At 68.9% G+C, this 19,564-nt stretch carries 17 protein-coding genes, 1 pseudogene and 1 other annotated feature; of the genes and pseudogenes, 10 read left to right on the forward strand and 8 right to left on the reverse strand.

The window, feature by feature from the left end:
• Positions 1-91: 91 nt before the first annotated feature.
• From AC3IF3_RS17640 to AC3IF3_RS17665, 6 genes and pseudogenes are all read left to right on the forward strand, one after another.
• On the forward strand, positions 92-1,291 hold the full coding sequence (locus AC3IF3_RS17640; protein WP_489229700.1) for a glycosyltransferase family 87 protein: 1,200 nt from the start codon (positions 92-94) through the stop codon (positions 1,289-1,291).
• A 125-nt stretch (positions 1,292-1,416) separates the two neighbouring features.
• A pseudogene (locus AC3IF3_RS17645) lies at positions 1,417-1,797 on the forward strand (NAD-dependent epimerase/dehydratase family protein); the annotation flags it as partial.
• Positions 1,798-1,821: 24 nt separating this feature from the next.
• Complete coding sequence (locus AC3IF3_RS17650) at positions 1,822-2,028, forward strand: hypothetical protein (protein ID WP_489229701.1); 207 nt, start codon at positions 1,822-1,824, stop codon at positions 2,026-2,028.
• 107 nt (positions 2,029-2,135) lie between these two features.
• Positions 2,136-3,638 carry an NAD(P)/FAD-dependent oxidoreductase gene (locus AC3IF3_RS17655; protein WP_489229702.1) on the forward strand — a complete coding sequence of 501 codons (1,503 nt, stop codon included), beginning with the start codon at positions 2,136-2,138 and terminating at the stop codon, positions 3,636-3,638.
• Between the two features lie 114 nt (positions 3,639-3,752).
• Complete coding sequence (locus tag AC3IF3_RS17660) at positions 3,753-5,021, forward strand: PQQ-dependent sugar dehydrogenase (protein WP_243973801.1); 1,269 nt, start codon at positions 3,753-3,755, stop codon at positions 5,019-5,021.
• A gap of 180 nt (positions 5,022-5,201) precedes the next feature.
• Positions 5,202-5,519: a c-type cytochrome gene (locus AC3IF3_RS17665; RefSeq protein WP_489231328.1), complete on the forward strand. Its 318-nt coding sequence runs from the start codon at positions 5,202-5,204 to the stop codon at positions 5,517-5,519.
• Positions 5,520-5,717: 198 nt separating this feature from the next.
• Here the strand turns inward: AC3IF3_RS17665 and lepA are convergent, their stop codons facing one another.
• The 3 genes from lepA to AC3IF3_RS17680 form a co-directional block, all read right to left on the reverse strand.
• On the reverse strand, positions 5,718-7,520 hold the full coding sequence (gene lepA, locus AC3IF3_RS17670; protein ID WP_243973799.1) for a translation elongation factor 4: 1,803 nt from the start codon (positions 7,518-7,520) through the stop codon (positions 5,718-5,720).
• A 227-nt stretch (positions 7,521-7,747) separates the two neighbouring features.
• A complete protein-coding gene (locus tag AC3IF3_RS17675) occupies positions 7,748-7,984 on the reverse strand; it encodes a hypothetical protein (protein ID WP_409564917.1) in 237 nt (78 codons plus the stop codon).
• 25 nt (positions 7,985-8,009) lie between these two features.
• The gene (locus AC3IF3_RS17680) at positions 8,010-8,795 is read right to left on the reverse strand and encodes a HugZ family pyridoxamine 5'-phosphate oxidase (protein WP_489229703.1); all 786 of its coding nucleotides are present in this window, start codon (positions 8,793-8,795) and stop codon (positions 8,010-8,012) included.
• Between the two features lie 289 nt (positions 8,796-9,084).
• On the opposite strand from AC3IF3_RS17680, the gene AC3IF3_RS17685 reads away from it, so the two are divergent.
• The 4 genes from AC3IF3_RS17685 to AC3IF3_RS17700 all read left to right on the forward strand — a co-directional run bounded on the left by AC3IF3_RS17685 (position 9,085) and on the right by AC3IF3_RS17700 (position 12,635).
• Positions 9,085-9,795, forward strand: coding sequence for a response regulator transcription factor (locus AC3IF3_RS17685; RefSeq protein WP_243973797.1), 711 nt, complete (start codon positions 9,085-9,087; stop codon positions 9,793-9,795).
• Between the two features lie 17 nt (positions 9,796-9,812).
• Positions 9,813-11,618: a stimulus-sensing domain-containing protein gene (locus AC3IF3_RS17690; protein WP_489229704.1), complete on the forward strand. Its 1,806-nt coding sequence runs from the start codon at positions 9,813-9,815 to the stop codon at positions 11,616-11,618.
• Positions 11,615-12,058, forward strand: a complete 444-nt coding sequence (locus tag AC3IF3_RS17695; protein ID WP_489229705.1) for an HPr kinase/phosphorylase — start codon at positions 11,615-11,617, stop codon at positions 12,056-12,058. Before AC3IF3_RS17690 ends, AC3IF3_RS17695 begins: the two co-directional genes overlap by 4 nt.
• Positions 12,059-12,233: 175 nt before the next feature.
• The gene (locus tag AC3IF3_RS17700; RefSeq protein WP_243973829.1) at positions 12,234-12,635 is read left to right on the forward strand and encodes a PTS sugar transporter subunit IIA; all 402 of its coding nucleotides are present in this window, start codon (positions 12,234-12,236) and stop codon (positions 12,633-12,635) included.
• Here AC3IF3_RS17700 and AC3IF3_RS17705 read toward each other — a convergent pair.
• The 5 genes from AC3IF3_RS17705 to AC3IF3_RS17725 all read right to left on the reverse strand — a co-directional run bounded on the left by AC3IF3_RS17705 (position 12,601) and on the right by AC3IF3_RS17725 (position 19,500).
• Complete coding sequence (locus tag AC3IF3_RS17705; RefSeq protein ID WP_489217497.1) at positions 12,601-13,530, reverse strand: EamA family transporter; 930 nt, start codon at positions 13,528-13,530, stop codon at positions 12,601-12,603. The genes AC3IF3_RS17700 and AC3IF3_RS17705 overlap by 35 nt on opposite strands.
• Positions 13,531-13,543: 13 nt before the next feature.
• Positions 13,544-14,665 carry a Fic family protein gene (locus AC3IF3_RS17710; RefSeq protein WP_489229706.1) on the reverse strand — a complete coding sequence of 374 codons (1,122 nt, stop codon included), beginning with the start codon at positions 14,663-14,665 and terminating at the stop codon, positions 13,544-13,546.
• 66 nt (positions 14,666-14,731) lie between these two features.
• Positions 14,732-16,045: an ATP-dependent protease ATPase subunit HslU gene (hslU, locus tag AC3IF3_RS17715; protein WP_243973793.1), complete on the reverse strand. Its 1,314-nt coding sequence runs from the start codon at positions 16,043-16,045 to the stop codon at positions 14,732-14,734.
• A gap of 103 nt (positions 16,046-16,148) precedes the next feature.
• Complete coding sequence (locus AC3IF3_RS17720; protein ID WP_489229707.1) at positions 16,149-17,645, reverse strand: SulP family inorganic anion transporter; 1,497 nt, start codon at positions 17,643-17,645, stop codon at positions 16,149-16,151.
• A gap of 64 nt (positions 17,646-17,709) precedes the next feature.
• Positions 17,710-17,765, reverse strand: a sequence feature (sul1 is cis-regulatory element that is thought to sense ions involved in sulfur or methionine metabolism; They are found in Alphaproteobacteria).
• A gap of 64 nt (positions 17,766-17,829) precedes the next feature.
• On the reverse strand, positions 17,830-19,500 hold the full coding sequence (locus AC3IF3_RS17725) for a methyl-accepting chemotaxis protein (protein ID WP_489229708.1): 1,671 nt from the start codon (positions 19,498-19,500) through the stop codon (positions 17,830-17,832).
• Between the last annotated feature and the right edge of the window lie 64 nt (positions 19,501-19,564).

Raw genomic sequence — 19,564 nt, forward strand, 5'->3', positions numbered from 1 at the left:
GCGGTTAACCGATCGTCAGCGCCGCACACTTAGGTTCGAATCGTGCCGTTCGAGTTCGCCGCGCCGCATACGGAACTGGGACCCTCCGGGCATGCCGAAACAGATCCTGGGTCGCAGGCAGATCCCGATCATCGCGACGGGTTTCGTGATCGCGCTCGGGACGTGGCTCTCGTTGAGGCCGTGGGATTTGTACGCCTGGATGATCGGCGCGCCACTCGGACACGACTACGTCAATTTCTGGCTCGCGCCCCGGCTGGTCATGGCGGGGCAGGCCGGCACGCTGATCGATCTCCCGGCCTACGGTGACGCGGTCAAGGCGGCTTTCGGCCTGAGCTACGATCCGCATCTTCTGTTCGTCTATCCGCCGCACGTGCTGCTGTTTTTGGTCCCGCTCGCCAGCCTGCCGTTCCTGCCGGCCGTCGTCGTCTGGACCGCGGTGAACGTCGCTGCCCTGGCCTGGGCGACGCGCCGATCAGCCGAGGCCGTCGATGGAACCCTTGTCCTGGCCGCCTGCCTGTCGCCGCCCGCGATCACGATGATGCTCTACGGCCATTTCGGCGGCCTGATCGCCCTCGGGGCGACCGTCGTGCTGCAGGAGAGCGGTCGTCGCCCGTGGCTCGCCGGCCTGTGTTTCGCCTGCCTCACCGTGAAGCCGCAATTCGCGGCGGCACTCGGGCTGATCCTGCTGTGTGGCGGTTTCTGGCGCTGTCTGGTCGCGGCCGGGTTCGCCACGGCCGCGCTGGTGGGCGTCTCGGTCGCCGTGTTCGGCGTCGCGGTCTGGGAACGGTTCGTCACCGTGACGATGCCGCTGCAGAGCTCCTTCATCACCGCGTTCAACGCACCGATGATCGAGACCTCGGTCACACCCTATTTCGTAGCCCGATTCTGGGGACTGCCCGCGGGCATCGCCTGGACGATCCAGGGATGCATCAGCGTCCTGGCGCTCGCCGCCGCCATACGGGCCCTGCGCGGCGATATGCGCAGTCCGGCCCGGCTCCTCGTGGTGCTGCTGGCCGTTCTGGTGATGCAACCCTACGCCTCGCATTACGACCTGGCTGTCGTGGCGCCGGCCCTGACCCTGGTCGTGCTCGCGGGTGACCCAAGGCCATCGCGCCTGGCGGTGGCGGTCTGGTTGCTGGTCCCGCTGGCGCGCATCTTCTTCATCTTCGAGATACCGCTCCTCTGCCTGATCGTGCCCGGCGCGCTGTTCGCCCAGGCCGCGCGTCTCTCGAGACCCGGCTGGGAGACGGTCCCGGCCGCCGCCCCCGCTCGGCTCGAGGCGGCCGTCTGACCTCCGATCGCACGCCGGACTGACCCACGGCCCGCGTCCTGTGCCTCTGGGGTCATGGCTTCGACCGGCCGGTGCGGGAGGACGATCCCCCGGCGCCGGGCGAACTCTAAGGCACCAGCAAATGGGAGGGCGAGAAGATCCTCGCGGCTCATGCCGGCGACTTCGCCGCCACGATCATCCGGTCACCGACCATCATGGGGGCCGGGCGGCTCGGCTTGCTGGCGATCCTGTTCGCGTTCATCGCCGAAGGCCGGAGGATCTGGCTGGTCGGCGAGGGCAGCAACCGCTACCAATTCGTGTCCGTGGACGACCTGAGCGAGGCCATGGTGCTGGCCTGGCGACGCCGAGCCTCCGGCACATTCGGGATCGGGTCCGGCGACGTCGGCACGATGCGCGACACGTTCGAGCCTGTGATCGCGCAGGCCGGCACCGGCGCCCGCACGACCCGGTTGCCGAAGGCGCCGCTGCTCCTCGCGATGCGGGCGGCACACCCCCTGCGGATCTGACCGCTCGGGCCGTATCATTACCGGATGATCGCCGAGGATTTCATCTTCGACACCAGCCGGATCAAGGGCGCCCTGGGCTGGGCATTGACTCTCACCAACCGTGAGATGCTGCTCGCGACCTATCGGTATTATGCCGCGAACCGGTCGGAGATCGCCACGCGCCGCGCCGTATCCGCCCATCGGCACGCCGCCAATATGGGGGTGATCTCCCTGCTGAAATGGGTTTCGTAAAATCACGCCCGCTGGAAAGGCCAGCGATTCCTTAACCACGAGGATTCATGCTGCCGGCAATCAGGCGCTGCCTGTGCGACGCCAAACACGAATCGCCGGAGCAGGGGATGAGCCACCACACCGAGACCCTGGTGATCGGCGCGGGGCCCGCGGGTCTCACCGCCGCCTACCTGCTGTCGAAGCAGGGCCGGTCCGTCACCGTCCTGGAGCGGGATCCGGCGCAGGTCGGCGGCATCTCGCGCACGGTCTCGCATAACGGCTACCTGTTCGACATCGGCGGCCACCGATTCTTCTCGAAATCCAAAGCGGTGGTCGATCTCTGGGACGAGATCCTGCCCAACGACTTCATCGAGCGCCCGCGCCTGTCGCGGATCTACTATCGCGGCCGGTACTACGCCTATCCGCTCAAGGCCTTCGAGGCGCTGCGCAATCTCGGCGTGTTCACCAGCGCGGCCTGCGTCGCCTCCTACCTCTATGCCCGCATGAAACCGGTGCGCGACCCGAAGAACTTCCACGCCTGGGTGCGCAACCAGTTCGGCGAGCGCCTGTTCTCAATCTTCTTCAAGACCTACACCGAGAAGGTCTGGGGCATGTCGTGCGATGCGATCTCGGCCGATTGGGCTGCGCAGCGCATCAAGGGCCTCGACCTCGGCGCGGCGATCCGCGACGGAATCAAGCGCTCGCTCGGCCTGCGCAAGGCGCCGAAGGCCGGCGGCCCGGTGATCAAGACGCTGATCGAATCGTTCCGCTATCCCCGCCGCGGTCCCGGCATGATGTGGGAGGCCGCCGCCGCCAAGGTCCAGGCCCAGGGCGGCCGGGTCCACCTCGACCGCGGGGTGGATTCCCTCAGCTACGATGCCGGCACCGGCATCTGGACGGTGGCGGCCCGCAGCGCTGACGGCAGCCGCGAGACCTACACGGCCCGCCATCTGATCTCGTCCGCCCCGGTGCGCGAGCTGGTCGACTCGATCCGGCCGCGGCCGCTCAGCACCTTCAACGCGCGGGCGCTGAAATACCGCGACTTCCTGACCGTGGCGCTCATCGCCAAATCCCAAAAGAATTTCCCGGATAATTGGATCTACATCCACGATCCGTCGGTGCAGGTCGGGCGGGTGCAGAACTTCCGCTCGTGGTCCCCCGAGATGGTGCCGGACGAGGATCATACCTGCCTCGGCCTCGAATATTTCTGCTTCGAGGGCGACGGGCTCTGGACGTCCTCGGACGAGGACCTCGTGGCGCTGGCCAAGCGGGAGATCGGCCAGATCGGCCTGATCGACCCGGCCGACGTGGTCGATGCCTGCGTGGTCCGGCAGCCCAAGGCCTATCCGGTCTATGACGAGGATTATGCCGGCCACGTCGCCACCGTGCGGCGGGAGCTGGAGCGGGATTTTCCGACCCTCCACCTCGTCGGCCGCAACGGCATGCACAAGTACAACAATCAGGACCACGCGATGATGACCGCGATGCTGACCGTGGAGAACATCCTCCAGGGCCAGCGCCGGCACGATGTCTGGCGGGTCAACGAGGATGCCGAATACACGGAGGCCGGCGTGTCGGGCGCCCGGGCCGCCCTCGGCAGCGAGCGCCTCGTGCCGCGCAAGGTCGCCTGAGCGGCAACAGGCCGACGGCCGCGTCATCGGCACGGCTTGCCGGTCCGGGCGACGGCTCTATCGTTCACCCCCGGTAACGCCGAGGTCCAGCGGCGGCCGGGAGGATTTCGAACGATGCGTTCATTGATCATCGCCGCGCTCTTGGCGGGCGTCGCCGTGCCCGCCTGGGCGCAGGGCGCCGCCCCCGCCGAGACCAAGGCCAAGACCGACGATCTCGAGAAGCTCGAAGGCTTCCACAGCACCAACACCCAGGCCGCGGCGGAAATCCCGCAGACCGGCCGGCGCGCCGACGCGATCCGCAAGACGCTGGCCAAGATCAAGCTGCCCGAGGGCTTCAAGATCGACCTCTATGCGGTGGTGCCCGACGCCCGCGCCATCGCGGTCGGTCCCAATGCCGGGGTGCTGTTCGTCGGCACGCGCAAGAACAAGGTCTACACGGTCACCGACCGCGACAAGGACCGGGTCGCCGACGAGGTGCGCCCCTTCGCGCCCGGCATCGCGTTCAAGATCCCCAACGGCGTCTGCTTCTCGAAGGACGGCGTGCTCACCGTGGTCGAGCAGAATCGGGTCCTGGCCTTCCCGGCCGCCGAGTTCTTCTATGAGAACCCGGATGTGGCGGCCGGCATCCTCGTGAAGGAAGGCGCCCTGATCCCGGCCGCGGAGGAGAGCTTCAACCACACCGCCCGGGTCTGCCGGGTCGGACCCGACGGCAAGACCTACATCGCGCTGGGGCAGCCCTACAACGTGCCCCCGGCCGAGAAGCTCGACCTGTACAAGACGATGGGCATCGGGGGCATCATCCGGATCGACGCCGATGGCAAGAACCGCGAAGTTTTTGCGACGGGCATCCGGAATTCGGTCGGGTTGGACTTCGCCGCCGACAAGTCGCTCTGGTTCACCGACAACCAGGTCGACGGCATGGGCGACGACAAGCCGCCGGGCGAATTGAACCACGCCACCAAGGCGGGCGAGACTTTCGGCTTCCCGTGGTTCGGCGGCGGCGCCGTGCGCACGGTGGAGTACAAGGACCAGACCCCGCCGGCCGACGCGGTCGCCCCGGTGGCCGAATTGCCGCCGCACGCGGCCGATCTCGGCATGACCTTCTACAACGGCAAGCAGTTCCCGGCCTCGTACAAGGGCGGGATCTTCATCGCCGAGCACGGCTCCTGGAACCGCACCGAGCCGGTCGGTGCCCGGGTGATGTTCGCCCCCATGGGAGCGGACGGGAAGCTCGGTGCGGTCAAGCCGTTCGCGGAAGGCTGGCTCACGGGCGACGGCGAGTATCTCGGCCGCCCGGTGGACGTGGCGGTGATGCTCGACGGCTCCCTGCTGGTCTCCGACGATTCCGCCGGGGCGATCTACCGGATCTCCTACGAGAAATAAGTGGGGCTCTTCCCTCCCCCTTGTGGGGAGGGATCGAGGGTGGGGGTGGTTCCGGATGAGGCGCTGTGGTGCCTTCTGCTCCACCCCCACCTCCTACTCCTCAACGCAAGCTTGAGCGATCCCGGGCAGGCCCAGGATCGCCAGGGGAGGAGAGTACCGTTGCGCAATCCGAGCCCGATGATGATCCGTCCGTTTCTTGTCCTGATCGCCTCCCTTGTCCCGTTTGCGGCTCAGGCCGGCGATGCCGCCGCGGGCAAGAAGCGCGCGACCGCCTGCCAGACCTGCCACGGGATGGACGGGCTCTCGAAGCTGCCGGAGGCGCCGAACCTCGCCGGGCAGGTCGAGCCCTATCTGGTGAAGCAGCTCACCGACTACCGCGACGGCAAGCGGCAGAACGAGATCATGAACGTGGTCGCGAGGGAGCTGTCGGACGCCGAAATTGCGAATTTGGCGGCGTATTACTCAGGCATCCAGGTCGACGTGCTGCCGCCGGGCTGACCCGCGCGTCTCCCTCCCCCTCTGCGGGGGAGGGTGGCCCCCGAAGGGGGTCGGGAGAGGGGAGCGACGGTGCCGAATGAGGCGCTGTGCTGCATGAAGGCCGCGCCTTGTCCTGAACCCGGGTTCCCCTCTCCCGACCCCTGCTGACGCAGGGGCCACCCTCCCCCGCAGAGGGGGGAGGGTGAGCCGCGACGCGGCTCAATCGTCCATCTTCAGCGCCGCAATAAACGCCTCCTGCGGGATCTCCACGCGCCCGAACTGGCGCATCTTCTTCTTGCCTTCCTTCTGCTTGTCCAGCAGCTTGCGCTTGCGCGAGATGTCGCCGCCGTAGCACTTGGCGGTGACGTCCTTGGACAGGGCCTTGATCGTCTCGCGGGCGATGATCTTGCCGCCGATCGCCGCCTGGACCGGGATCTGGAACAGGTGGCGGGGGATCAGGTCCTTCAGCTTCTCGCACATGGCCCGGCCGCGCGATTCGGCGCGGGTGCGGTGGACCAGCATCGAGAGCGCGTCCACCGGCTCGGCGTTCACCAGCAGCGACATCTTCACGAGGTCGCCCTCGCGGTAGTCGGAGACGTGGTAGTCGAACGAGGCGTAGCCCTTCGAGATCGATTTCAGCCGGTCGTAGAAATCGAAGACGACCTCGTTCAGCGGCAGGTCGTAGACCACCATGGCGCGCTTACCGACGTAGTTGAGGTCGATCTGGACGCCGCGGCGGTCCTGGCAGAGCTTCAAGACGCCGCCGAGATACTCGTCGGGGGTGAGGATCGTGGCGCGGATCCAGGGCTCCTCGATCAGCTCGATCTTCATCACATCCGGCATGTCGGCCGGGTTGTGCAGCTCCTTGACGGTGCCGTCGCGCATCTTCAGGCGATAGACCACCGAGGGCGCGGTCGAGATCAGGTCGAGGTTGAACTCGCGCTCCAGCCGTTCCTGGATGATCTCCAGGTGGAGGAGCCCCAGGAAGCCGCAGCGGAAGCCGAAGCCGAGCGCGGCCGAACTCTCCATCTCGTAGGAGAACGAGGCGTCGTTCAGCCGGAGCCGGCCCATGGCCGAACGCAGATTCTCGAACTCGGCCGCGTCCACCGGGAAAAGGCCGCAGAACACCACCGCCTGGACCTCCTTGAAGCCCGGCAGCATCGCGGTGGTCTGACGCTTGTCCTCGGTGATCGTGTCGCCGACGCGGGTGTCGGCGACCTCCTTGATCGAGCCGGTGAAGAAGCCGACCTCGCCGGGGCCGAGCGCGTCGATCTCGGCCATCTTCGGCCGGAACACGCCGATCCGGTCGACGCCGTGGACCGCGTCGGCGCCCATCATGCGGATGGTCATGCCCTTCTTGAGCACGCCGTCGACGATCCGCACCAGCACGACGACGCCGAGGTAAGCGTCGTACCAGCTGTCCACGAGGAGCGCCTTGAGCGGCGCGTCGCGCTCGCCCTTGGGGGCCGGCAGGCGGGTGACGATCGCCTCCAGCACCGCCTCGATGTTGAGCCCGGTCTTGGCCGAGATCGCCACGGCCTCGGAGGCGTCGAGGCCGATCACCTCTTCGATCTGCTCCTTCACCCGCTCGGGCTCGGCGGCCGGCAGGTCGACCTTGTTGAGGACGGGCACGATCTCATGGTTGGCGTCGAGGGCCTGGTAGACGTTGGCCAGCGTCTGCGCCTCCACGCCCTGCGAGGCGTCGACCACCAGCAGCGAGCCCTCGCAGGCGGCGAGCGACCGGGAGACCTCGTAGGCGAAGTCCACGTGGCCGGGGGTGTCCATCAGGTTCAGGACGTAGTCCTGGCCGTCCTGCGCCTTGTATTCCAGGCGCACGGTCTGCGCCTTGATGGTGATGCCGCGCTCCTTCTCGATATCCATCGAGTCGAGCATCTGCTCGCTCATGTCGCGCAGCGCCACGGTGCCGGTGGCTTGGATCAGCCGGTCCGCGAGCGTCGATTTGCCGTGGTCGATATGCGCGACGATCGAGAAGTTGCGGATAAATTCGATCGGGGCTGTCATCGGCATTCCGTTCGGGCGCGCGACGGCGCGCACCGTCTGACGTCGGGGCGTGTTCGGATGGATCGGTTCACGCGCGGGATAGCAGCGCGGCGGGGACGCGCCAAGCGCAGGGACGTCCCACGGGTCATCCCGTCACCGGTCATCGGACCGGCGCACGAACGGCGGGGGCCGGAATGATCCGGCCCCCGCCGCAGGACAAGTCCGTCGCCGAGATCCGGGCCGGCGGCTCAGCGGCCGCGGTCGCGGATCAGGCGCTCGATCTCGGCCTCGCCGTGGGAGCGCGCCTTGGCCTCGGTCGGATGCTTCCGGTCCGAGCGCTGGTGCAGCTTGCCGTGCTTGCGGATGCTCCACTGGTACAGGGAGCCGCTGTCGCCGACGGGCTCCACGTCGAGGCTGAAGGGGTAGGTGTCTGTCTGGGTGTCGCTCATGGGGCCGATATGGGGCATCCAGCGACTTTTCGCCATGCCCCATCGTGAAGTCCTTGCACACTCACGTGTCCGCGCCGGTCGCGCGCGCCCGCGCGGCCATGGCGACGAGGCTCTTGCGCAACGTCCCCATGTCGGTGACGCGCTCGGGATAGGTGACCCGGGCGGTGCGGTCGCCGGCCATCAGGTCCATCCCCTCGGGATCGAGACCGGTGACTCGCCAGGGCACCCCTGCCTCGCCCCCGGTACCCGCGGCATAGAGCGCCAGCGCGTCCGCGTGGTCGGTGTTCATGTGCTCCACGGCCCCGCGCTCCCCCGCCACGATCTCTTCGGCGCCAGCGAGGTCGAGGAGCAATTGCGCGCGCGTCAGCGTCGCGGCCTTGGCGAAGCCGCCGTTGAGATGGCCGGCCTCTGCATCGAGGGCGAAGAAGCCGAAATCCGGGAAGTCGGCATAGAGCTTGGCCTTGGGATGCCGGGCGAGGAACCGCTCCCGAGCCCGGGCGTCCGGGGTCTGCACGGCGTGGCCGACCACGGTGAGCCGGGGATGGGCCAGGGGATCGCCCTTGCCCCCCTGCGAAAACAGCAGCGAGCAGCGCGGCCGGGCCAGCAGGTTGCGGGTATGGGCCGAGAGCCGCGACAGCAGCATCAGCGGCGTCCCGTCCACGTCGGTGGCGATCGTGACGAGCGACGCGAAGGGGGTGCCGTCCGGGTCGAGGGTCGCGAGCGCGCCGGAGCGGATGCCGCGCAGCAGGGTCCGCGCCAGGCCGATCGCGTCGAACGGCGCCTGATCCGCCGGCAGGGGCCGGGCCGGTCCCCGCGGCCCCGGCGCGGTCTCGGTCGTCTCGCCCATAAGCCCATCCTCCCCCTGTCGAATGGCCGCCATATTCCTGCGCCACGTTAGCCCCGCGACGGTCGGCGCGCGAGGCGCCCGGCCCGCGTCAGATCGGCCGTTACGGCCAAGCTATGACCGCCGCTCGCTTTTTCCGATCGGCCGTACTAAAGCACCTGTCCCTTTGCGCGCGCCGGGCTGCGCCGAAACCGCCCGGTTCGTGCACTCGTCTGCCCCACGGGGGCCGGGCGCGGCGCGGCCTGTGCGTAAGCCGGGACCGCGCCCGAACCCGTTCAGTCAGGGACCGCGCATGCCGACCATCGCCCTCGTCGACGACGACCGGAACATTCTCACCTCCGTGTCGATCGCTCTTGAGACCGAAGGCTACCGCATCCAGACCTACACGGACGGCGCCTCCGCCCTCGACGGCCTGCGCCACTCTCCGCCGGATCTGGCGATCTTCGATATCAAGATGCCGCGCATGGACGGCATGGAGCTGCTCCGGCGCCTGCGGCAGAAATCCGACCTGCCCGTGATCTTCCTGACCTCGAAGGACGAGGAGATCGACGAATTGTTCGGCCTCAAGATGGGCGCGGACGACTTCATCCATAAGCCGTTCTCGCAGCGCCTCCTGGTAGAGCGCGTGAAGGCGGTGCTCCGCCGCTTCGCCAAAGAGGCGCCCGGCTCGCCCCCCCGCAGCGAGGCCGAGGTGGCGGCCCGCTCCCTCGAGCGCGGCGCGCTGATGATGGATCCGGAGCGCCACACCTGCACGTGGAAGGGCGAGGCGGTGACCCTGACGGTCACCGAGTTCCTGATCCTCCAGGCGCTCGCCCAGCGCCCGGGCGTGGTCAAGAGCCGCAACGCCCTCATGGACGCGGCCTACGACGATCAGGTCTATGTCGACGATCGCACCATCGACAGCCACATCAAGCGCCTGCGCAAGAAGTTCAAGGTGACCGATCAGAGCTTCGACATGATCGAGACGCTCTACGGCGTCGGCTACCGGTTCAAGGAGGCGTGATCCCCAAGATCCGCCGCATGTCCACGCGCACACCAGCCCAGACCGAGGATGCCGAGCCGCGCGCGTCCCTGGCCCAGGCCTTGTCCCGCCCGCTCGCTTGGCCCCGCGCCCTCTGGGACGCGATCGGCCAGCGCGCCTCGTCGAGCCTGACGCGCCGCATCGTCGTCCTCAACCTCGTCGGGCTGATCGCCCTGCTCGTCGGGTTCCTGTACCTCAACCAGTTCCGCCAGGGCCTGATCCAGGCGCGGATCCAGAGCCTCGCCATCCAGGGCGAGATCATCGCGGGCGCGATCGCCGCCTCCGCGTCGGTGGACACGGACACGATCCGCATCGATCCCGACCGGCTGCTCCAGCAGCAGGCCGGGGAGTCCGCGGAGGAGGAATCGCAGCCGCTCGCCTTCTCGCTCAATCCCGAGAAGGTGGCGCCTTTGCTCTCGCGCCTGGTGACGCCCACCGGCAACCGGGCCCGGGTCTACGATCAGGAGGGCGGCCTCCTGTTCGACACCCGGACGCTGTTCAAGCGCGGCGACGCCGGCCGCCAGGATCCGCTGCAGCCCCGGCCGCACAAGCCCGGGATGCTCGAATCGGCCTTCCAGACGGTTCAGACGAAGCTGAGCGGCCTGTTCGGCAGCCGGGCCGAGCCGGCGGAGGAGACGGGGCCGGTCAACGGCCACTCGCTCCGGGAAGTGCAGGCGGCGCTCGGCGGCAACCGCGGCAGCCTCGTGCGCCGCAACCAGATCGGCGAGACCACCGTGTCGGTGGCGGTACCGATCCACCGCGCCGGGTCGGTCCGCGGCGCGCTCCTGATCTCGACCCAGGGTGACGCCATCGACCGGGTGATCGCCTCGGAGCGGTTCGGCCTGCTGCAGGTGTTCCTCGTGGCCTCGGCCGTGATGGTGGTGCTGTCGTTCCTGCTCGCCGGCGCCATCGCGGGGCCGGTGCGCCGCCTCGCGGAAGCCGCCGAGAAGGTCCGGATGGGCATCAAGACCCGTGAGGAGATCCCCGATTTCACCGAGCGGACCGACGAGATCGGCCACCTGTCGGGGGCGCTGCGCGACATGACCCAGGCGCTCTACCGGCGCATCGACGCCATCGAGAGCTTCGCCGCCGATGTCAGCCACGAGTTGAAGAACCCGCTGACCTCCCTGCGCAGCGCCGTCGAGACGCTGCCGCTCGCCCGGAACGACGATTCGCGCGGCCGGCTGATGGCGATCATCCAGCACGACGTGAAGCGCTTGGACCGGCTGATCAGCGACATCGCCGATGCCTCGCGCCTCGATGCCGAACTCGCCCGGGCGGAGGCCCGGCGGGTCGATCTCCGGCGGCTGTTGACCACCGTGGTGTCCGTGGCCAACGAGCGGCGCCGCCCCAAGGACTGCCTGATCCAGCTCGATGTCGAGGCCAATGCGTCGGACCACGACGCGCCGTTCACGATCGTCGGTCACGACAGCCGGCTCGGTCAGGTGGTGAACAATCTCCTCGACAACGCCCGCTCGTTCTCGCCCACCGACGCGAAGGTCCGCGTCGTGCTGCGCCGGGTCCGGAGCGAGGTCGAGCTGATCTGCGAGGACGAGGGGCCGGGCATTCCCGAGCATGCCCTGGAGCGCATCTTCGAGCGCTTCTACACCGACCGCCCGGAGCAGGGCTTCGGCCAGAATTCCGGGCTCGGCCTGTCGATCTCGCGCCAGATCGTGCAGGCCCACCGCGGCACGATCCGGGCCGAGAACCGGCCCGGCGCCCCCGACGAGGATGGCGAGCCGACCGTTCGCGGCGCGCGCTTCATCGTCCGTCTGCCGGCCGCACCGCGCCAGCTCCACGCGTGACAACCACGCTCCACGGCGCCTGCTGCGCCCTCGGCGGCGGCGGCATCCTCATCCGCGGCGAGTCCGGATCCGGGAAATCGAGTCTCGCCCTTCTCCTGGCTGCCGGGGCGGACGGCGCCTTCGTGGCCGACGATCGGGTCATCTGCGCGGTCCGGGACGGGCGCCTCGTCGCTCGCCCCCATGGCGAACTCGCCGGCCGGGTCGAGGTCCGGGGGCAGGGGATCCTGCCGGTCGCCGATCTCGGGCTGGCGATCAGGACAGAGACGGAGCTTCACCTCGTGGTTGACCTCGTCGCCTCGTCGCCGCGCCTCCTGGAACCGCCCGAGCCCGCCGACCTCCTCGGCGTCGTGCTCCCGCGCCTCGTCCTCGATGCACAGGTCCGCGCCGCCGGTCTGGCGGCGCTCCTCGTTCGTGCGGCGCTGCGAAAGCATCGGCCGTGACTTCGCAGCCGCACAGCCGGCCCGAGTCGCGCAGCGGTGGTGTTGCCCCATGGCGTGTCAGAGGCGGCCGTGGCATGATCCGGTTGATGTCCAGGCAAAAAAGTCGCGTTTGCCTTGTGGGGGTCTGTGCGATGCACAACATGGCGGCACACACAGGACGTTGGAACACGTGTCGATGATTGGCATGGTGCTCGTCACCCACGGGCTGCTGGCGACCGAGTTCAAGGCCGCCCTGGAGCACGTGGTCGGCCCGCAGGATCAGATCGAGACGATCACGATCGGGCCGGAGGACGATATGGAGCTGCGACGACGGGACATCATGTCCGCGGTCTGTCGCGTGAATAGCGGCGAGGGCGTCGTGGTGCTCACCGACATGTTCGGGGGCACGCCCTCCAACCTTGCCCTGTCCTGTATGAACGGCGGCTCGGTGGAAGTGGTGGCGGGCATCAACCTGCCGATGCTGATCAAGCTGGCCAGTGTCCGCGACGAGGAGAACCTCGGCGACGCGGTGCTGCACGCCCAGGAAGCCGGGCGCAAATATATCAACGTCGCCTCGCGGGTTCTCGCGGGGAAGTAGATGGCCCCTCCGGTCCCAGGATCGTCGCTGCGGGCGCCGGCTGTCGGGAGCGCGCGGTGATCCCGACCGATGCCGCGATCACCAAGCCGATCGCGATCCCCTGCACGGCGCTGATTCGCTCGCCAAGCAGCGCCAGCCCCGCGCAGGTCGCGACCGCGGGCTCCAGGCTCATCAGCACGCCGAAACTCTTCCGATCGAGGCGCCGGAGCGCGACCATCTCGAGGGAATAGGGCAGGGCGCTCGTCATCAGCGCCACAGCGAGACCGGCCGTCAGGATGCCGGGGGCGAGCAGCCCGGCACCGGCCTCGGCCACGCCGAACGGCGCGACCACGAGGGCGGCGGTCAGCATCCCCAGCGACACCGCTTGACCGCCATCGGCCCGCCCGGCGCGCTGGCCGAACAGGATATAGAGCGCCCAGGCCAGGGCGGCGCCGAGATCCAGGGCGATGCCCAGGGGATCGAGCCCGTCCCCCGTGCCGATCGGCAAGAGCAGCGTCAGGCCCAGGACGGCGACACCGATCCACAGGAAATCGGAGCGGCGGCGCGAGGCGACGAGCGCGACGGCGAGCGGTCCGGCGAATTCGATCGCCACCGCCGGCCCCAGGGGCAGGCGCGCCAGGGCGAGGTAGAAGAGCAGGTTCATCAGCCCCAGCGCGGCGCCGTACAGCGCGATCCAACCCGCCTCCCGCAACGGCAGGCTCCGACGCCACGGCCGCCAGAGCGCAATGAGGATCAGCGCCGAGAAGCCGACCCGCAGGGATGCGGTCCCGGCCGCACCCACGGCCGGGAACAGGCTTTTGGCGAAGGTCGCGCCGCATTGCAGGGAGACCATGCCGGCGACGAGGGCCGCGACCGAGAGGGCCGGATCGCCGACGCCGAAGCTGTTGCGGGACACGCGGGCTAGCCCTTCAGGATTGCGGTTCGACCAGGATGTAGCGGGTGCTACGTCCGCCGGCCGGACCGCGAACCAGCAATCCCCGGACGAGGAGATCGTCGATATCGCGGAGCGCCGTGTCGTGCGAGCATTTCGCGATCTGCGCCCATTTGGACGAGGTCAGGTTTCCTTCGAAACCGTCGAGGAGACGCGTGAGCATCGCCCTCTGACGCGAATTCACCGGCTTGGCATCCAGGGCCCGCCAGAAACGCTCCTTGCGCAGCACCGCATCGAGCATGGTCTCCGCATCGGCGATCGCCGAATCGAGCACGCCGAGGAACCAAGCGAGCCGCGCCGTGATCTCGAGATCGCCCTTCTGGGTCGCCTCAAGCGTCTCGTAATAGGCATTCCGCTCGGTGCGCAGACGCGCCGACATGCTGTAGAATCGGCGTCCCGTCCCCTCGGCCCGGGCGAGGGCCATGTCGGCGATGGCTCTGGCGATGCGGCCGTTGCCGTCATCGAACGGATGGATCGTTACGAACCAGATGTGCGCGATGGCCGCCCTGAGAACGGCGTCGGTCGTATCGTCGGCGTCCTCGAACCAGTTCAGGAAGCGTTCCATCTCCGCGGCCACCTGGGCGGCGGGAGGGGCCTCAAAGTGCACCCGCTCGCGTCGCCATGAACCCGACACGACGCGCATCGGTCCCAGTGCATCGGTTCGCCAAGCACCCACAGTGATCGGCTGTCGCCCGACGTCACGATCCGGAATCAGGGCCGAATGCCACGTGAACAGGCGCGCGGACGTCAGAGGCTCCGCGAACCGCTGCGTCGCGTCGAGGACCACGGTGGCGATCCCCTCGACCTGCCGTCCCGCCGGGACGAGTCCAGCGGTTTCGATCCCGAGCTGTCGCGCCAGGGACGATCGAACCTGGTCGCGAGCCAAGCTCTCGCCTTCGATCTGGCTCGTCTCGACGGCGTCCCGGGTGAGCGTCTCCAGGACGGCTTCCTCGCGGACGTTGAAGCCGAGTCCTTCCATCCGGCCGAGCAGGCGGCCCTGCCTGTAGCGAACAACCCCCAGTGGAGCGAGCAACGCCGCGTCGTCCCAGCGGAAATGTGGCCACTCCGGCCGGTTGTAGATGTACATCAATCGACGCATAACATGCGTCGATTGCGCAGTTCAATCGACGCATCGCCGGAGACGGGAGAACCCGTCCGGCAGCCCTCACAGGATGAACCGGCTCAGATCCGCATTGGCCGCCAGGTCGGCGACCCGGTCGCGCACGTACGCGGCATCGATCGGCACCGTCTCACCCGACCGGTCGGTGGCGGTGAACGAGATCTCGTCGATCACCCGTTCCAGCACCGTCTGGAGCCGGCGGGCGCCGATATTCTCCACCGACGCATTCACCTCGACGGCGACCCGCGCGAGCGCATCGACGGCATCCTCGGTGAAGGTGAGGGTCACGCCCTCGGTCTCCATCAGGGCGACGGTCTGCTTGAGCAGGCTCGCCTCCGTGCTGGTCAGGATCTGGCGGAAATCGTCCACCGTCAGGGGCTGCAATTCGACCCGGATCGGCAGCCGGCCCTGCAACTCCGGCAGGAGATCCGCCGGCTTCGAGACATGGAAGGCGCCCGACGCGATGAACAGGATGTGGTCGGTCTTCACCGGACCGTGCTTGGTGGCGACCGTCGTGCCCTCGATCAGGGGCAGCAGATCGCGCTGGACGCCCTCTCGGGAGACGTCGCCGGAGGAGCGGCCCTCGCGGGCGCAGATCTTGTCGATCTCGTCGAGGAACACGATGCCGTTGTTCTCGACCTCGCGAATCGATTCGCGCACGAGCGCTTCGTCGTCGACGAGCTTGTCCGATTCCTCGGCGATCAGCGGCGCGTAGGCGTCCCGCACGAGGATCCGCCGCGGCTTGCCGCGCTGGCCGCCCAGCGCCTTGCCGAGCATGTCGCCGATGTTGATCGCCCCCATGGACGCCCCCGGCATTCCGGGGATGTCGAACATCGGCAGGCCCGCGGGGGCGCCGGATGTCAGTTCCAGCTCCACTTCCTTGTCATCGAGTTCGCTGTTGCGGAGCCTGCGCCGGAAGCTGTCGCGCGTGGCCTGGCTGGCCGTGGCACCGACCAGGGCGTCGAGGATGCGGTTCTCCGCGGCCGCCTCGGCCTTGGCCTTCACGCCCTCGCGTTTGGTCTGGCGGGTCAGGCCGATCGCCACCTCTACGAGGTCGCGCACGATCTGCTCGACGTCGCGGCCGACATAGCCGACCTCGGTGAACTTCGTGGCCTCGATCTTGAGGAACGGCGCGTTGGCAAGCCGCGCGAGGCGCCGAGCGATCTCGGTCTTGCCGCAGCCCGTCGGCCCGATCATCAGGATGTTCTTCGGTGCCACTTCCTCGCGGAGCGGTCCAGTGAGCTGCTGGCGGCGCCAGCGGTTGCGCAGCGCAATCGCGACGGCGCGCTTGGCGTCGTGTTGCCCGACGATGAAGCGATCGAGTTCGGACACGATCTCGCGCGGAGAGAACGTCGTCACCGCTGGTCCATCCCTGTTCCCGGCCGGATCGCCCGAACCCTGCGCCGGGAATGGGGTCCCGCGCGCCCCCGCGCAAGGGGCCGCGCGGGGGCGTAAGATCGCCTCAGTGCCCCGCGGGTGCGGTGTTGGGGTTGGCCTTGTCGTGCGTCCCGAACCGTTCGACCAGGGTCGCGCTCGCCGCGTTGAGCCCCACGACCTCGACGGTGCGCCCCCGCGCCCGGGCCTTGAGGACGACGCGGTCCAGGGCGGCGACCGCCGAGATGTCCCAGAAATGCGCGGCCGTCACGTCGATGATCAAGCGCTCGACGGGTTCGAGCACGTCGATCGCCTCCGAGAACGTACCGGCGGAGGCGAAGAAGACCTGCCCGGTGACCCGGTAGGTCCGGCTCCGCCCGTCGCCTGAGCGTTCGGAGGTGACCCGGCTGAGCCGCGAGACCTTCCCGGCGAAGAACACGCCCGACAGGAGCACCCCGGCGAGGACGCCGAGGGCGAGGTCCTTGGTGGCCACCACCACCACGACGGTCGCCAGCATCACCGCCGAGGATGGCAGCGGGTTCGTGCGCAGTTGCAGGAGGGAGCGCCAGGAGAACGTGTTGAGCGAGACCATGATCATCACGGCCGTCAGTGCCGCCACCGGCACGACGGCGAGCAGGTCCTGGAGCGCCACGAGGAGCAGGAGCAGGAAGGCCCCCGCCACCAAAGTGGAGAGCCGGCCCCGCGCGCCCGAGGAGACGTTGATCACCGACTGGCCGATCATCGCGCAGCCGCCCATGCCGCCGAACACGGCGGAGGCCATGTTGGCGACGCCCTGGCCCATACACTCGCGGTTCTTGTCGCTGGCGGTGTCGGTCATGTCGTCGACGATCTGCGCGGTCAGCAGGCTCTCCAGCAGGCCGACGGCGGCGAGCGTCGCCGCGTAGGGCAGGATGATGCGCAAGGTCTTCAGGGTCGGGGGCACGTCCGGCAGGGCGAAGCGCGGCAGCGACGACGGAAGGGCGCCCAGATGCGCGACCGTGCGCACGTCGAGGTGGAAGAGCGCCGTGACCGAGGTGAGCACGGCGATCGCCACGAGGGGCGAGGGGACGACCCGGGTGACCCGCGGAAACCCGTAGATGATCGCCAGCCCGAGGGCGATCAGCCCGTAGGTCGCGGGCGTCACGCCGGTGAGTTCGGGGAGCTGCGCCAGGAAGATCAGGATCGCCAGCGCGTTGACGAAGCCGGTCATCACCGAGCGCGAGACGAACCGCATCAACCGGCCGAGCCTGAGCAGCCCGGCCAGGATCTGCAGGACGCCCATCAGGATGGTCGCGGCGAAGAGGTACTGCACGCCGTGCTCGCGCACGAGGTCGATCATCACCACCGCCGTGGCGGCCGTGGCGGCGGAGATCATCGCGGGCCGCCCGCCCGCGAAGGCGATCGTGCAGGCGATGACCACCGAGGCGTAGAGGCCGACCTTCGGGTCGACCCCGGCGATCACCGAGAATCCGATCGCTTCCGGGATCAGGGCGAGGGCGACGACGATGCCGGAGAGGGTGTCGCCGCGGATCGTGCCGAGCCACGGGCCGGGGAGGCCGCGGGTCGCGGAGCTACTGGGCTGCATGTGATGAATATTCCGCACGAGACGCGCGTCCGCGCGCTCGGCGGACGGGAGGGCATCTCGGATGCGTGGTCCGGCGGATCGGCGGCCGGAAGAGCCACCCGGGCTTTCACCGGGTCCTTGCGAATGCACCGGTCCTACGGCGCTCCGCGCCGCAACGCAACGGCGCCCGGGCGTCGGGGCGGCCTCAAGCCGCCCGCACCTGGGCCACGAAGCCGGAGACCTCGCCGCCCAGCCCGTTCGAGCGCCGGGCGATGTCGGCGGCCGCCTCCAGGACCTGCGCGGCACTGACGCCGGTCTCGTGCGCCGCGTTGAGGACCAGGGCCATCGTCTCGGTGACCGAGCGGGTCCCGCTCGCCGCCTCGGAGATACTGCGGGCGATCTCCTGCGTGGCGAGCTGCTGCTCCTCCACCGCGGCGGCCACGCCGATGGCGATGCCGTGCACCTGCTCGATCGTGCCGCCGATCTCTTCGATCGCGGAGACCGCCTCGTGCGTCGCGGCCCGCATGGCGGCGATCTGAGCGGCGATCTCCTCGGTGGCCTTGGCGGTCTGCGTCGCCAGCTCCTTCACTTCAGTCGCCACCACGGCGAAGCCACGTCCGGCCTCGCCGGCGCGGGCGGCCTCGATCGTGGCGTTCAGGGCCAGCAGATTGGTCTGCCCGGCGATGGTCGAGATGAGGGACACGACCTGCCCGATCCCGTCGGCGCTTCGGGCCAGGGCCTGGACGCTGGTGCGTGTCCGCCGGGTCGCCTCGACCGCGCTCTCGGCCGCGTTCGAAGTCTGGGACACCTGAACGCCGATCTCGCTCGCGGTCGCGGCGAGTTCCTCGGTCGCGGCCGCCACCGCCTCGACATTGTGCGCGGTGGTCTCGGCGGCGCGCGTGACCGCCTGGGACTGGACACCGGCATGCTCGGCGTTGCCCGCCATCGCGGCCGCCGCCCGCTCCATGCCCGACGCCGCGCCGGCGAGGTGCGAGACGAGGCTGCCGATGCTGCCCTGGAACTGATCGGCGAGACCGGCCATCTCGACCTGCTTGCGCGTGGCCGCATCGATATCCTGCCGCTGATGCTCCTGGCGGAGGGATTCGGCTTCGACCAGGGTCTCGTTGAGGATCTTGGTGCTCGTCCAGATCGCGCCGATCTCGTCCCGGCGCGGCGTCACCGCCGGGAGCGCGTGATCGCCCCGCGCGAGGCGCTCGATCGCCTCCGCAACCGCCCGCAGCGGCCGGGCGATCTGGCGCTGTCCCACCAGGACGCCGAGGGCGCAGCAGATCAGCGTGCCGGCGAGCGCGAGGCCGAGAAGGAGGAGCGTCCGCCCCTGGAACAACGCCTGGGTGTCGCCCTTGACCGCCGCCATCTCGGTGCGGCCCTGGCTCACCAGGGCGTTGATGCTGGTCTGGAACGCCTTGCGGTTGGCCTGATTGGCATCGTTGAAGCCGAGATCCGCTGCGGCGCGCGGGCTCACGGTTTCGCCGGCTTCGGCGAGGGCCATCCGCAGGGTCCGGAAGGAATCGGCATTGCGCGCCATCACGTCGAAGAGCGGGCGCTCGGACGGCGCGACTTTCGGCGCCCATTCGGCGCGCAGGGCGTCCATCTCGGCTAAACCCTGCCGGAGACGGGCCGCGTATTTCGCGGCCTCGGCGCGGTCGGCGGAGGCGTAGATGCCGCGGGAATCCATCGTGACCTCGGCGGCTAGGCGGTTGAAGTTCGCCGCGTCGAGCGCCCGGATGGAGGCACCCTCGACGCTGATGAGCGCCTGTTCGAAGCTGTTCAGCGTTGCCACGCTGACGCCGGCGACGATCAGCGTCGTCAGGCTGCAGGCGCCGACGAAGCCCAGGAGTTTCCCGCCGATATGCATGCTCTTCCAACCCTGCAGGTTTGATTGGATGCAAAATATCGTCAATTGTTCAAAAGGCGGTTAA

The sequence above is a fragment of the Methylobacterium sp. J-118 genome, from assembly GCF_057836565.1.